Source organism: Roseibium sp. HPY-6, assembly GCF_040530035.1.
Classification (GTDB): Bacteria; Pseudomonadota; Alphaproteobacteria; order Rhizobiales; family Stappiaceae; genus Roseibium.
In genome coordinates this window covers 271417-284355 of record NZ_JBEWCD010000001.1, presented here as the reverse complement: position 1 = coordinate 284355, position 12939 = coordinate 271417, and the positions used below count along the sequence as shown (strand labels likewise).

At 57.0% G+C, this 12939-nt stretch carries 16 protein-coding genes; all 16 read left to right on the top strand.

What is annotated here, in order from left to right:
• Positions 1 to 18: 18 nt before the first annotated feature.
• The 16 genes from rpsN (at position 19) to ABVF61_RS01270 (ending at position 12890) form a co-directional block, all read left to right on the top strand.
• Positions 19 to 324 carry a 30S ribosomal protein S14 gene (gene rpsN, locus ABVF61_RS01345; RefSeq protein ID WP_055115929.1) on the top strand — a complete coding sequence of 102 codons (306 nt, stop codon included), beginning with the start codon at positions 19 to 21 and terminating at the stop codon, positions 322 to 324.
• A gap of 12 nt (positions 325 to 336) precedes the next feature.
• The gene (rpsH, locus tag ABVF61_RS01340) at positions 337 to 735 is read left to right on the top strand and encodes a 30S ribosomal protein S8 (protein ID WP_297586241.1); all 399 of its coding nucleotides are present in this window, start codon (positions 337 to 339) and stop codon (positions 733 to 735) included.
• Between the two features lie 40 nt (positions 736 to 775).
• On the top strand, positions 776 to 1309 hold the full coding sequence (gene rplF / locus ABVF61_RS01335) for a 50S ribosomal protein L6 (protein ID WP_353991746.1): 534 nt from the start codon (positions 776 to 778) through the stop codon (positions 1307 to 1309).
• A gap of 12 nt (positions 1310 to 1321) precedes the next feature.
• The gene (rplR, locus tag ABVF61_RS01330) at positions 1322 to 1684 is read left to right on the top strand and encodes a 50S ribosomal protein L18 (protein ID WP_353991745.1); all 363 of its coding nucleotides are present in this window, start codon (positions 1322 to 1324) and stop codon (positions 1682 to 1684) included.
• Positions 1685 to 1725: 41 nt separating this feature from the next.
• Complete coding sequence (gene rpsE / locus ABVF61_RS01325; RefSeq protein ID WP_353991744.1) at positions 1726 to 2292, top strand: 30S ribosomal protein S5; 567 nt, start codon at positions 1726 to 1728, stop codon at positions 2290 to 2292.
• A gap of 41 nt (positions 2293 to 2333) precedes the next feature.
• Positions 2334 to 2531, top strand: a complete 198-nt coding sequence (gene rpmD / locus ABVF61_RS01320) for a 50S ribosomal protein L30 (RefSeq protein ID WP_299481581.1) — start codon at positions 2334 to 2336, stop codon at positions 2529 to 2531.
• Between the two features lie 22 nt (positions 2532 to 2553).
• Positions 2554 to 3021, top strand: a complete 468-nt coding sequence (gene rplO, locus ABVF61_RS01315; protein WP_353991743.1) for a 50S ribosomal protein L15 — start codon at positions 2554 to 2556, stop codon at positions 3019 to 3021.
• Positions 3022 to 3070: 49 nt separating this feature from the next.
• Positions 3071 to 4399 (top strand): preprotein translocase subunit SecY, encoded by a 1329-nt coding sequence (gene secY / locus ABVF61_RS01310; protein ID WP_353991742.1) that lies wholly within the window; start codon positions 3071 to 3073, stop codon positions 4397 to 4399.
• The gene (locus ABVF61_RS01305) at positions 4396 to 4992 is read left to right on the top strand and encodes an adenylate kinase (protein WP_353991741.1); all 597 of its coding nucleotides are present in this window, start codon (positions 4396 to 4398) and stop codon (positions 4990 to 4992) included. Before secY ends, ABVF61_RS01305 begins: the two co-directional genes overlap by 4 nt.
• Before the next feature lie 180 nt (positions 4993 to 5172).
• Positions 5173 to 5541 (top strand): 30S ribosomal protein S13, encoded by a 369-nt coding sequence (gene rpsM / locus ABVF61_RS01300; RefSeq protein ID WP_353991740.1) that lies wholly within the window; start codon positions 5173 to 5175, stop codon positions 5539 to 5541.
• A gap of 71 nt (positions 5542 to 5612) precedes the next feature.
• Positions 5613 to 6002 (top strand): 30S ribosomal protein S11, encoded by a 390-nt coding sequence (rpsK, locus tag ABVF61_RS01295; protein WP_006936427.1) that lies wholly within the window; start codon positions 5613 to 5615, stop codon positions 6000 to 6002.
• Between the two features lie 90 nt (positions 6003 to 6092).
• The gene (locus tag ABVF61_RS01290; RefSeq protein WP_353991739.1) at positions 6093 to 7115 is read left to right on the top strand and encodes a DNA-directed RNA polymerase subunit alpha; all 1023 of its coding nucleotides are present in this window, start codon (positions 6093 to 6095) and stop codon (positions 7113 to 7115) included.
• 83 nt (positions 7116 to 7198) lie between these two features.
• Entirely contained in the window at positions 7199 to 7624 is a 426-nt protein-coding gene (rplQ, locus tag ABVF61_RS01285) for a 50S ribosomal protein L17 (RefSeq protein ID WP_353991738.1), read from the top strand.
• Positions 7625 to 7885: 261 nt separating this feature from the next.
• A complete protein-coding gene (locus ABVF61_RS01280) occupies positions 7886 to 9988 on the top strand; it encodes a methyl-accepting chemotaxis protein (RefSeq protein ID WP_353991737.1) in 2103 nt (700 codons plus the stop codon).
• A gap of 131 nt (positions 9989 to 10119) precedes the next feature.
• Positions 10120 to 11577, top strand: coding sequence for a DegQ family serine endoprotease (locus tag ABVF61_RS01275; RefSeq protein ID WP_353991736.1), 1458 nt, complete (start codon positions 10120 to 10122; stop codon positions 11575 to 11577).
• 8 nt (positions 11578 to 11585) lie between these two features.
• On the top strand, positions 11586 to 12890 hold the full coding sequence (locus tag ABVF61_RS01270) for a replication-associated recombination protein A (RefSeq protein ID WP_353991735.1): 1305 nt from the start codon (positions 11586 to 11588) through the stop codon (positions 12888 to 12890).
• Positions 12891 to 12939 lie beyond the last annotated feature (49 nt).

Below are 12939 nucleotides of genomic sequence, written 5' to 3'. Positions count from 1 at the left end.
GCAAGGAAGGGAACGACGATGGCGAAGAAAAGCGCAATCGAGAAAAACAAGCGCCGCGAGAAGCTTGTCAAGAAATACGCTGAGAAGCGCTCCGCTCTGAAAGCCATGGCGAAAGACGAAAGCCTGTCGCTTGAAGAGCGTTACAACGCGCGTCTGAAGTTGGCGAAACTGCCGCGGAACTCCGCGCCGAACCGTGTTCGCAACCGTTGCGAAGTGTCCGGCCGTCCGCGCGGTTTCTACCGCAAACTGAAGATGTCACGTATCGCGCTTCGTGAACTGGGCTCCCTGGGTAAGATCCCGGGCCTGGTGAAGTCGAGCTGGTAAGGAGAAACTCCGATGGCAATTTCTGATCCGTTGGGGGATATGCTGACCCGGATTCGCAACGCCCAGATGCGTCGCAAGAACAAGGTCAGTTCACCAAATTCCAAATTGCGTGCACACGTACTTGATGTGCTTGCAAAAGAGGGTTACATCCGTGGCTACACCACGGTTGACTACGAGGGCGGTAAGTCCGAGTTGGAAATCGAACTGAAGTACTTCGATGGTGAGCCGGTTATCCGCACGATTGAGCGGGTGTCCAAGCCGGGTCGCCGGGTGTACTCTTCGGTGAAAAACATCCCGCATGTCTCGAATGGCCTGGGCGTGTCGATCATTTCGACTCCGCGCGGCGTCATGAGCGACCATCAGGCGCGTGATGAAAATGTAGGTGGTGAGGTTCTCTGCCGCGTCTTCTGATGCGGCTTCCTCGCCTTTAAGCAACGACAAGGTTGGTCATATGTCTCGTATTGGCAAAAAGCCAGTCCCCGTGCCAAGCGGGGTAACGGCATCGATCGACGGTCAGATGGTTACGATCAAAGGTCCGAAAGGCGAAAAGTCTTTTGTGCTTAATGATCTCGTTCTGGCCGAAATGACTGATGACGGGATCAAAATCGATCCTCTCAACAACTCAAAACCGGCACGTTCCATGTGGGGAATGAGCCGGACGATGGTGTCGAACCTGATTACCGGTGTAACCGACGGCTTCAAGAAAGACCTCGCAATCACTGGTGTCGGTTATCGCGCCCAGGTCCAAGGTCAAAACCTTCAACTGGCGCTCGGTTTCTCGCACGATGTCGTCTATCCGATCCCGGAAGGCATCGACATCAAGTGCCCGAAGCCGACGGAAATCAGCATCACCGGTACCGACAAACAGCGTGTCGGACAGGTCGCCGCTGAGATCCGCGAATTCCGCCCGCCGGAGCCCTACAAGGGCAAAGGCGTACGTTATGCAGACGAGTTCATCGTCCGCAAAGAAGGCAAGAAGAAGTAACGGACCTGGATCATGGCGAACAGCAAACAAGCTTTCGAGCGCCGCCGCGATCGCGTGCGTCGTTCGATCAGGAAAGCCGCCGGCGAGCGTCCGCGTCTTTCCATCTTCCGCTCGTCTAAGCAGATCTACGCCCAGATCATTGACGATGCGAAGGGGCATACGATTGCCTCTGCTTCAACGATCGAAAAAGATCTCAAGGGCAGCCTGAAAACGGGCGCCGACGTCGCAGCAGCTGCTGCCGTTGGCAAGCTTGTCGCAGAACGCGCAGTTGCTGCGGGCGTCAAGCAGGTCGTGTTCGACCGTGGCGGTTACATGTATCACGGGCGCGTCAAAGCGCTTGCCGATGCTGCCCGCGAAGGTGGACTTGAATTCTGACCAGCGCCCGTTGGCGCTCTTAAGAACGGAAGACAAATAAAATGGCGAGACAGGATAATCGCGATCGCGAAGAGCGAGACAGCGAATTCGTCGACAAGCTCGTTCACATCAACCGCGTTGCGAAAGTGGTCAAGGGTGGCCGCCGTTTCGGTTTTGCAGCACTTGTTGTGGTTGGTGACCAGAAGGGTCGCGTCGGCTTCGGTCATGGCAAGGCACGCGAAGTGCCGGAAGCCATCCGGAAAGCAACAGAAGCTGCGAAGCGCACGATGATCCGCGTGCCGCTGCGCGAAGGCCGTACGCTTCACCACGATGTGGAAGGCCGTCACGGTGCGGGCAAGGTTCTGCTGCGTGCAGCACCGGCCGGTACCGGTATCATTGCAGGCGGTCCGATGCGTGCCGTTTTCGAAACGCTCGGCGTTCAGGACGTTGTTGCCAAGTCGCTGGGGACCTCGAACCCCTACAACATGGTTCGCGCAACGTTTGCTGCCTTGAAAAAGGAAGACAGCCCGCGTTCCGTCGCTGCCCGCCGTGGCCTGAAGGTCTCAGTGCTGCAGTCTCGGCGTCGTGACAACAACGAAGAGGCGGCTCCGGCTGCCGCTGAGGCTTGACCTTAGCGGCTCCAGACCCCAGCTGAGAGAGGGTAGGTTCCATGGCGAACACCGAAAAGACTGTTACGGTCGAACAGATCGGCAGCCCGCTGCGCCGTCCTAAGGACCAGCGCGCGACGCTTGTCGGTCTCGGCCTGAACAAGATGCACCGCCGTTCCACACTGAAGGATACACCTGAAGTGCGCGGAATGATCAACAAGGTTCAGCATCTCGTTCGCGTTGTCGACGACAACGCATAAGATCGGGGTGAGGAGAGAAACAATGAAGCTCAACGAACTTCGTGACAACGAAGGCGCTGCAAAGGAGCGTACACGCGTTGGCCGCGGGATCGGGTCCGGCAAGGGCAAGACCGGCGGACGCGGCGTGAAGGGTCAGAAATCCCGTTCCGGCGTTGCGATCAAAGGCTTTGAAGGCGGCCAGATGCCGCTGCACCGCCGCCTTCCGAAGCGCGGCTTCACGAACATTTTTGCCAAGGACTTCAATACCGTGTCCGTTGGCCGTGTTCAAAAAGCCATTGACGCAGGCAAGCTGAACGCTTCCGAGACGGTCACCGTCGAAGCGCTCAAGGCCGCTGGTGTTGTCAAAAGGGTCCGCGACGGTGTCCGTATCGTCGCCAACGGTGAACTCACCGCTGCGGTGACCTTTGAAGTTGCCGGCGCCTCCAAGGGCGCTGTCGCAGCAATCGAAAAAGCGGGCGGCAAGGTTGCCGTTCTGGGAGCTCAGGCTTAACAGCCTGGGCTTTTCCCATTTGTGGGCAAGCATACGACCGGAGTAGGGCATGGCATCGGCCGCCGAGCAACTGGCTTCAAATCTAAATTTCTCAGCGTTTGCCAAAGCTGAAGAACTCAAAAAGCGCATCTGGTTCACGCTGGGAGCGCTTTTGGTTTATCGACTGGGCACTTATATTCCAATGCCCGGCATTGATCCGATCGCTTTTGCGCAGATCTTCAGTCAGGCGCAACAAGGCATCATCGGCATGGTCAACATGTTCACCGGTGGTGCGATCGAGCGTATGGCGATCTTTGCGCTCGGCATTATGCCTTATATCTCCGCCTCCATTATCATGCAGCTGATGACGACGGTCGTGCCGTCGCTTGAGCAGCTGAAGAAGGAAGGCGAGCAGGGCCGCAAGGTCATCAACCAGTACACTCGATACGGAACGGTCGTTCTGGCCGCATTCCAGGCCTACGGGATTTCTGTCGGCCTGGAAGCCCAGAATGTGGTCACGGATCCGGGCTGGTTCTTCCGTGCCTCCACCGTGATTACGCTTGTCGGCGGCACGATGTTCTTGATGTGGCTCGGTGAGCAGATCACCTCGCGCGGCATTGGTAACGGCATTTCGCTGATCATTTTTGCGGGTATCGTTGCCGGCTTGCCGTCTGCCGTGGTTCAGACACTTGAACTTGGAAGACAGGGATCGCTCGCTACCTGGATTATCCTGGCGGTGATTGTCCTGGCCGTCGTCGTTATCGGCTTCATCGTGTTCATGGAGCGTGCGCAGCGCAGGCTGCTGATTCAGTATCCGAAGCGCCAGATGGGCAACCGGATGTTTGAGGGCAATACCTCGTTCCTGCCTCTGAAGCTGAACACGGCTGGCGTTATTCCGCCGATCTTTGCATCATCTCTGCTGCTTGTTCCGGCTACCTTTGCCGGCTTCAACCAGGGTGGCGGCAATGAATGGCTGACCTACATCACTGCGGCGCTTGGTCACGGACAGCCCTTGTTCATGATCTTCTACGCCGCCATGATCATCTTCTTCTGTTTCTTCTATACGGCCATTGTCTTCAATCCGAGCGATACGGCTGACAACCTGAAGAAACACGGTGGTTTTATTCCGGGTATCCGTCCCGGTGAGCGGACAGCTCAATACATCGATTTCGTCCTCACGCGCATCACCGTTGTGGGTGCGATATATATCACCATCGTTTGTCTATTACCCGAATTCCTCATTTCGGCGACTGGCGTTCCGTTTTATTTCGGAGGAACCTCTTTGCTGATTGTCGTGAGCGTGACAATGGATACAGTATCTCAGATCCAGGGCCACTTGCTTGCACATCAGTATGAGGGTCTAGTGAAAAAAGCGAAACTCAGGGGGAAACGTCGATGAGGTTGATTCTGGTTGGACCGCCGGGAGCGGGGAAGGGGACGCAAGCGACACGCCTTGTTGAGAAATACAGCATCCCGCAGCTGTCCACCGGAGATATGCTTCGTGCTGCTGTGGCAGCACAAACACCGATCGGCATCAAGGCCAAGGAAGTGATGGATGCCGGTGGACTTGTGTCCGACGAGATTGTTGTCGGCATCATTCGTGACCGGATAGCCGAGGACGACGCTAAGAACGGGTTTATCCTCGACGGCTTCCCGCGCACGCTTGCGCAGGCTGAGGCGCTTGATCAGATGCTGCAGGACAGCGGTTTGAAGCTGAATGCTGTTTTGGAGTTGCGTGTCGACCAGACGAAGCTTGTTGACCGCATCATCAAACGCGCCGAAGACGCGAAGGCATCGGGCGAACCGGTCCGCAAGGATGATGACCCGGAAGTCTTCAAGCAACGGCTCGAAGCGTACAATCGCGACACTGCGATCGTGGTGCCGTATTACGAGAAGACAGGGCTGCTTTCGGTGGTTGATGGCATGCAGTCAATCGACGAAGTGACCGCTTCTGTAGAATCCATTCTACACGGTCTTGACGAGAAGGTTTAAGGGCGGTAATGAGCGCGCTCTACCAGACAGTTTAGCCGGTTTCACTTTCGTGAGACCGGCCTTCTCTGTGCCGGGGCCAACCCGGCATTTTCGTACCCCGCAAGGGCCGGACTCCACCGGACGCGGGCTTTACCCACTGCGGTAAGCCTCCAAGGCTGCCGCGCTAACATGGAGATCGACGTGGCACGTATTGCTGGCGTTAACATTCCAACGAACAAGCGCGTGGTTATCGCGCTTCAGTACATTCACGGTATCGGCGCGAAGTTCGCTCAGGAAATCGTAGAGAAGAACAATATCGATTCCGCCCGCCGTGTGAATGAACTCTCAGACGCTGAAGTTCTGTCCATCCGCGAAACCATCGACCGGGACTACATGGTTGAAGGCGATTTGCGGCGCGACACTGCTATGAACATCAAGCGCCTTATGGACCTTGGCTGCTACCGCGGCCTGCGTCACCGCCGTGGCCTTCCGGTGCGCGGACAGCGGACGCACACGAATGCCCGCACCCGCAAGGGTCCGGCAAAGCCGATCGCAGGTAAGAAGAAATAATCATCACACGGCGATCGGTGGTGGAGCTGCCGGAATTACGGCAGTGACGAGATCGAAACAAGGATTACAGAATGGCTAAAGACACGACGCGCGTGCGTCGCCGCGAACGCAAGAACATCTCTTCTGGCGTTGCGCATGTGAACTCAACGTTCAACAACACCATGATTACGATTACCGATGCTCAGGGCAACGCGATCTCCTGGTCGTCTGCTGGAGCACTCGGCTTCAAGGGCTCCCGTAAGTCCACGCCTTATGCAGCTCAGGTTGCTGCTGAAGACGCGGCCAAGAAAGCTGCCGAGCACGGCATGCGTACGCTGGAAGTTGAAGTCCGTGGTCCGGGTTCAGGTCGTGAATCCGCATTGCGTGCTCTGCAGGCTGCCGGTTTCCTCATCACGTCCATTCGCGACGTGACGCCGATTCCGCACAATGGCTGCCGTCCGCGCAAGCGCCGCCGCGTCTAAGGCTTTGAGGCTTTAGGTACCTGTTTCTCCAAATGGCAAAGAATGGCCCGGTCTTGAAGAACCGGGCGGGATAGCCGAAGGGACGAAAACGTGACCATTCAGAAAAACTGGCAAGAACTGATCAAGCCGACGAAGCTCGAGATTAAACCGGGTCACGATCCGCGTTTTCTGGCAACGGTTGTTGCTGAGCCTCTTGAGCGCGGTTATGGCCTTACTTTGGGCAATGCATTGCGCCGTATTCTGCTGTCTTCCCTGCAGGGTGCAGCTGTAACGGCTGTGCAGATCGATGGTGTTCTGCACGAGTTCTCGTCAATTCCGGGCGTCCGCGAAGACGTTACCGACATTGTCCTGAACATCAAGGAAATCGCCATCCGTATGGAAGGCGAAGGCCCCAAGCGCATGGTCGTGCGCAAGCAGGGTCCAGGTGTTGTGACAGCCGGCGACATTCAGACCGTCGGCGATGTTGAAGTTCTCAACCCTGACCTTGTTCTGTGTACACTCGACGAAGGCGCTGAAATCCGCATGGAATTCACCGTCAATACGGGCAAAGGCTACCATTCCTCGGACCGCAACCGTCCGGAAGATGCGCCGATCGGCCTGATCCCGGTCGACAGCCTTTACTCTCCGGTCAAGAAGGTCTCCTACAAGGTGGAAAACACCCGTGAAGGCCAGGTTCTTGACTATGACAAGCTGACCCTGACTGTCGAAACCGATGGTTCCGTCAAGCCGGATGATGCCGTGGCGTTTGCCGCACGCATTCTGCAGGATCAGCTCTCCATCTTCGTCAATTTCGAAGAGCCACAGCGCGAAGTCGCCGAGGACACTGTTCCGGAACTTGCGTTCAATCCGGCGCTTCTCAAGAAAGTCGACGAACTGGAACTGTCTGTCCGGTCTGCAAACTGTCTGAAGAACGACAATATCGTGTATATTGGCGATCTCATTCAAAAGACCGAAGCGGAAATGCTGCGGACACCGAATTTCGGCCGCAAGTCGCTCAACGAGATCAAGGAAGTTCTCGCCCAGATGGGTCTCCATCTCGGCATGGAAGTCGCCAACTGGCCGCCTGAGAACATCGACGATCTCGCCAAGCGTTACGAAGATCATCAGTATTAAGGGGCGTACGCGTCCCTAAGGGTTCAACCGGGCAAGTGCTTCAGAAAATCGAGCAGACTGCCTGAAAGAAAAAGGAGAGGGCCATGCGCCACGGTAAATCCGGCCGCAAGCTCAACCGGACCTCTAGCCACCGCAAGGCTATGTTCGCGAATATGGCAGCGTCGCTGATCAAGCACGAACAGATCGTGACGACGTTGCCGAAGGCTAAGGAAATGAAACCGATCATCGACAAGCTCATTACCCTGGGCAAGCGCGGTGATCTCCATGCACGCCGCCAGGCAATTTCGCAGATTCGCGACACAGCCATGGTTGCCAAGCTTTTCGACACGCTTGGTGAGCGCTACAAGGATCGCAGTGGCGGTTATTCACGCGTTCTGAAGGCTGGCTTCCGCTATGGCGACAATGCTCCGATGGCAGTCATCGAGCTTGTTGACCGTGACCCGGATGCACGCGGTGCAGACGACCGTGCACGTGCTGAAGTGGAAGAAGCTGCAGAAAACGCAGCGTAAAATACCCTTCAGTTGAAGCATTCTTAAAGGCGGGCATCAGTCCGCCTTTTTGTTTTTCAGGCGTTTTGCTTGTGTGTATCAAGCACTCTATTCCAAACAATGAGACTTTGATTATCGATCAATTAAGGAACAAATCCTAGATTCGCTTCTGCACCTTCGGGTGATTGAGGTTGGGTTGGGAGAAAAATTGTGTTCACCAAATCGTCTTCTCATGGGAAGAAGTCGTCTTCAGTTCGTCTTTCCTTTGTGATTCCCGCGTTGATGATCGTGATAACCGTTGCGGCCTGTGCAGCGGTTGGGGTCATCGGATACGTCACGGGCAAGGATGGCTTGCAAAAAGCCGCGGAAGCCGAACTCGCCATGGTCATCAAAGCCCGGTCCGCACTTCTTGAGAGCAAGCTGGACTCTGCCCAAGGTGAAGTTGTCACTCTCGCCTCAAGCGTTGCGGATGCCCTCAATACGCTCGGCCAGGCGTCGATGAACCTGGAAAAGGAGCGTGAGGAGATTGTCGGCCTGTTCCAGTCGCCTGCGACACCCGAAGAACGCGCAGCCCTGCTCGGCGCGGAACAGAAAACCATGTATGCATGGCGCCATTCCGAGGCGCATCCGGCAATCTACAATGTCTGGAAGAACGGCGGTTACGCCGATATTTACCTGATCGATCCGGCTGGTGTCGTGCTGTATTCCGTCACCAAGGGAGATGAGTTTCTGCTGAAGCTGGGTGATGGCAGCGCAATTGATGGAACCGGGCTTGATGAGGTCTTCAAATCTGCGATCGAATTGCAGGAAGGGGAGGTCGCCGTTACGTCCTTCGCGCAATACCAGCCAGCCGGTGGTGAAGGCTCGCTGTTTCTCGCGTCTCCCGTCTATCTCAACACCTTTGGCACTGTCAGCCTCAATGGTGTGGCAATTGTACGGCTCAACACGTCTTTCCTGAACAACATTGTTGCCAACCGGGAAGACCTTGGTGAAACCGGTCAGGTTTATGTCGTCGGACAGGACGGAACGATCCTGAGCGACATGCCGCTGGCAAGTGAACCGACCTCCCTCAAAGCCGCTTCGACCGCAGCGCCGGTTCTCGCCGCGACGGGCGGCATTGATTCTGCCGAAATCGTTACAGGCGAAGATGGTGTTGCAGACCTTGTCGTGGCTCGCGCATTGAACTTCCAGGATCAGACCTGGGCAATTGCCGCCGAAAAGAGCGTGGACGAAACGCTTGCAGCCGTCACAAACATGAAAAACCAGATGTTCATCTGGTCGCTGGCGACGATCGCGATCGCAACCGTCATCGCCTTGTTCTTTTCCCGCTCGATCACCGGGCCATTGTCGAACCTTGTCGGCGCGCTTAACGCCATTGCCTCCGGCGATCTTGGCGCGGAGATCAAGGCGGCGAGCCGGAAAGACGAAATCGGGGATATCGGCCGTGCTGTGCTGCAGATCCGTCAGAATGCGACAGATGAAAACGAACGTCGTGCCGCGGAGGAAGCGGACGCTGCCAGACTGCAGGCCGAACAGAGACAGGAGATGCTCTCCAACCTTGCAGGCGAATTCGAGTCGACCGTCGGAACGGTTGTCGACAAGGTCGCGCAGTCAGCCGCATCACTGCGGCAGTCTGCCGACAAGATGCGCGATATGACGGATACGGCGGGTGAAACCTCGGCCAATGCGGCGACGATGTCCGAAGAGGCCCTCCGCGAGGTCGAGTCGATTGCAGCCGCATCGGATCAGCTCTCCGGTTCCATCCAGGAAATTTCCAGCCTGATTGAAAGGTCCTCAAATGTTGCTGCAGCGGCGACCAAGCGGGCGGAAACAACAAACGATACCGTCAAGTCGCTTGCGGAAGCCGCCAACCGGATCGGTGAAGTTGTCACCTTGATCAGCGACATCGCGGATCAGACAAATCTGCTTGCGCTGAACGCGACGATCGAAGCGGCACGTGCCGGCGAGGCGGGCAAAGGCTTTGCGGTCGTGGCTTCAGAGGTCAAGGATCTTGCGTCCCAGACCGGCAAGGCAACCGGTGAGATCCAGCAGCAGATTGATGCCATCCGAAATGCGACCGATGCTGCCGTCGGCGCGATCGGGGATATTCAGAAGACCATCGACGACATTACGCAATCGGTGAGCGAAGTTGCGGCCGCCGTCACCGAGCAGAGCTATGCGACCCAGGGGATTGCGGAAAACACGCAGAGGGCTGCTGGCGGAACTTCCAAGGTGACAGAAGACATCCGTAACGTCTCAACCTTGTCAAACGACACGAATGTTGCGGCGCAGAGTTTCTCTCAGGAAGCTGCAGACATGGCTTCGGATGCAGAGCAACTGGATCAGGAAGTTCGCAGTTTCCTGGATCAGGTTCGCTCCGCCTGACCGCTTGCTGAACGATAAAGTGAAGAGCCGCCGGTGTTCTGGCGGCTCTTTTGTTTTTGTGTTTGCCTCTCTTACACCCTATCTGCCATGTATCGCCGTTACGGAAGAAGATTCGAGAGAGGGGCCCGGCAATGCGCCTTACCAATTCAAACAGATTTCGCCCTTTGTGCCGTATTCTGCTCACAGCTCTGACCGGGCTCCTGGCAACCGCGACCTTCGCGCAGTCGGTTGAACCGTCGCCCGCAGATCTGAGACTGGTTCCGCAAAATGAAGCTCAAATCAAGCTGTCCTTTGCACCGGTCGTGAAGCAGGTCGCGCCTGCAGTGGTGAATGTCTATGCGAGCCGAAAGGTTGTCAGGCGCCAGCGTGTCTCGCCCTTTATGGAAGATCCCTTCTTTCGCAGGTTTTTTGGGCAACCTGGCGGGCGCCCAAGCCAGCCGCGTGAACGCGTGGAATCCTCTCTTGGCTCAGGCGTAATCATTTCCGCAGACGGTACCGTCATAACCAACCACCACGTCATCAAAGGCGCTGACGAGGTCAGAGTGGCGCTCAGCGACCGCAGGGAGTTCGATGCTGATATCGTGCTCATGGATGAACGGACGGACCTGGCGGTGCTCAAGATCCGTGAGGAAGGTCCTTTTGAACATGTGAGTTTTGCAAGTTCCGACAGTCTTGAGGTTGGCGATATCGTGCTCGCGATCGGCAATCCGTTCGGTGTGGGGCAAACGGTTACGCAAGGAATCGTGTCGGCGCTTGCCAGAACCCAGGTCGGCGTCACGGATTTCCAGTTTTTCATTCAGACGGATGCTGCCATCAATCCCGGCAATTCCGGCGGTGCGCTGGTCGACATGACCGGTAATCTGGTCGGCATCAACACCGCAATTTTTTCCCGCTCCGGTGGTTCAAACGGCATTGGCTTCGCCATTCCGGCGCATATGGCGCGTTTCGTCGCGCAGGCTGCTGATCAGGGTGGCAAGGTGCGCCGCCCATGGCTGGGCGCGACGGTCCAGATGGTCAACGCCGAAATCGCCGAAGCTTTGTCCTTGGACCGGCCGCAGGGTGTTCTGGTAACGGCCGTGTTCGATGGTTCGCCTGCACATGAGGCCGGACTGGAGGTTAGCGATCTGGTCATTGCGATCGAGGGCAAGGAGGTCGTCGATCCCAACTCCTTCGGGTACCGCTTTGCCACGAAGATGATCGGCGAGACATCCGAGTTTCGGATCGTTCGGGAAGGGCAGGAAGTCTCCCTTTCGGTTCCGCTGGTGCCCGCGCCGGAGACGGTCCCGCGCGATACGCGGCAGTTGCGCGAGTACTCGCCGTTCGAAGGAACAACGATTATGAACCTGTCGCCGGCTGTCGCGGAGGAAATCGGCCTGGAAGGTGTGTTTGAGGGCGTTGTGATTGCGGCGGTAAGCCGTGGCGGTGCCGCAAATCAGGTTGGCATGCGTCCGGGTGACATCATTCGTGTGGTCAACAGCAAGAAGGTGGAATCGACACGAATGCTGGAGGCAATCACCAAGACGCCGCCACGTGTCTGGCGGCTCGAGATCGAACGGGACGGCAAGGTTTCGAAGCTCGAGGTGAGATAAGGACTGCCGTGAGCGATCTGTTCGAAGCCTCGGGACTTGCGCAGAGCGGGCCACGCCCGCTTGCGGACCGTATGCGTCCTGCCAGGCTTGATGACGTCGTCGGTCAGGATCACCTTCTGGGGCCTGAGGGCACGCTGTCACGCATGCTGAAAACGCGAACACTCGGCTCCCTGATTTTCTGGGGCCCTCCGGGAACCGGAAAAACGACGATCGCGCGGCTGCTTGCGAATGAAACCGACCTCGCCTTTGAACAGATATCGGCGATCTTTTCCGGCGTTGCGGATCTGAAGAAAGTGTTTGAGACCGCAAGAGCGAGACGCATGGGGGGCACGGCAACGCTATTGTTCGTAGACGAAATCCATCGCTTCAATCGCGCTCAACAGGACAGTTTTCTCCCCGTTATGGAAGACGGCACGATAACACTTGTCGGAGCGACAACCGAGAACCCGTCTTTTGAACTCAACGCTGCTCTGCTGTCCCGTTCTCATGTCATGACGTTTCACGCGCTCTCGATCGAAGCCATCAACCAGTTGCTCGACCGCGCGGAGGAAGTTGAAGAGAGGCCGTTGCCGCTCGACCCCGAAGCGCGGCAGGTCCTGGTCCGGATGGCTGACGGTGACGGCCGCTCCGCACTGACGCTGGCAGAGGACGTCTGGCGTGCCTCTGAAAAAGACGAAGTCTTCGACGCAAACCGTCTGCAGGAAATCGTGCAACGCCGCGCACCGATCTACGACAAGAGCGCGGATGGGCACTACAATCTCATCTCTGCCTTGCACAAGTCGGTGCGCGGGTCTGATGCGGATGCGTCGCTTTACTGGTTCTGCCGCATGCTGGATGGCGGCGAGGACCCGATGTATCTGGCAAGGCGTTTGATAAGGATGGCCGTTGAGGATATCGGTCTCGCGGATCCCAATGCCCTTGTCCAGGCGAATGCTGCACGAGATGCCTACCAGATGCTCGGTTCTCCGGAAGGCGAGCTTGCGCTTGCCCAGGCGGTCATCTATCTGGCCACCGCGCCCAAGTCCAACGGTGCTTATGTCGCCTACAAGGCGGCTATGCGTGATGCCAAGTCCAGTGGCTCGTTGCTGCCGCCCAAACACATCCTCAATGCGCCGACCAAGCTTATGAAGCAGGAGGGATACGGTGCCGGCTATCAGTATGATCATGATGCGCCGGACGGCTTTTCCGGCCAGAACTACTTTCCGGATGGCGTGGAGAGGAAGTCCTACTATGATCCGCCGGAACGAGGTTATGAACGGGACCTGCGAAAACGGCTCGAGTACTGGAGCAAGCTGCGCAAGGAAAGAGGCTGAGACCGTTCCTGGGCCTAACAAGGCGCATTAATCGCCCGTGTGCAGCCGA

Coding starts and splice junctions, on each gene's coding strand:
- rpsN (WP_055115929.1), top strand. CDS start 19: ATGGCGAAGAAAAGCGCAATCGAGAAAAACAAGCGCCGCGAGAAGCTT.
- rpsH (WP_297586241.1), top strand. CDS start 337: ATGGCAATTTCTGATCCGTTGGGGGATATGCTGACCCGGATTCGCAAC.
- rplF (WP_353991746.1), top strand. CDS start 776: ATGTCTCGTATTGGCAAAAAGCCAGTCCCCGTGCCAAGCGGGGTAACG.
- rplR (WP_353991745.1), top strand. CDS start 1,322: ATGGCGAACAGCAAACAAGCTTTCGAGCGCCGCCGCGATCGCGTGCGT.
- rpsE (WP_353991744.1), top strand. CDS start 1,726: ATGGCGAGACAGGATAATCGCGATCGCGAAGAGCGAGACAGCGAATTC.
- rpmD (WP_299481581.1), top strand. CDS start 2,334: ATGGCGAACACCGAAAAGACTGTTACGGTCGAACAGATCGGCAGCCCG.
- rplO (WP_353991743.1), top strand. CDS start 2,554: ATGAAGCTCAACGAACTTCGTGACAACGAAGGCGCTGCAAAGGAGCGT.
- secY (WP_353991742.1), top strand. CDS start 3,071: ATGGCATCGGCCGCCGAGCAACTGGCTTCAAATCTAAATTTCTCAGCG.
- ABVF61_RS01305 (WP_353991741.1), top strand. CDS start 4,396: ATGAGGTTGATTCTGGTTGGACCGCCGGGAGCGGGGAAGGGGACGCAA.
- rpsK (WP_006936427.1), top strand. CDS start 5,613: ATGGCTAAAGACACGACGCGCGTGCGTCGCCGCGAACGCAAGAACATC.
- rplQ (WP_353991738.1), top strand. CDS start 7,199: ATGCGCCACGGTAAATCCGGCCGCAAGCTCAACCGGACCTCTAGCCAC.
- ABVF61_RS01280 (WP_353991737.1), top strand. CDS start 7,886: ATGATCGTGATAACCGTTGCGGCCTGTGCAGCGGTTGGGGTCATCGGA.
- ABVF61_RS01275 (WP_353991736.1), top strand. CDS start 10,120: ATGCGCCTTACCAATTCAAACAGATTTCGCCCTTTGTGCCGTATTCTG.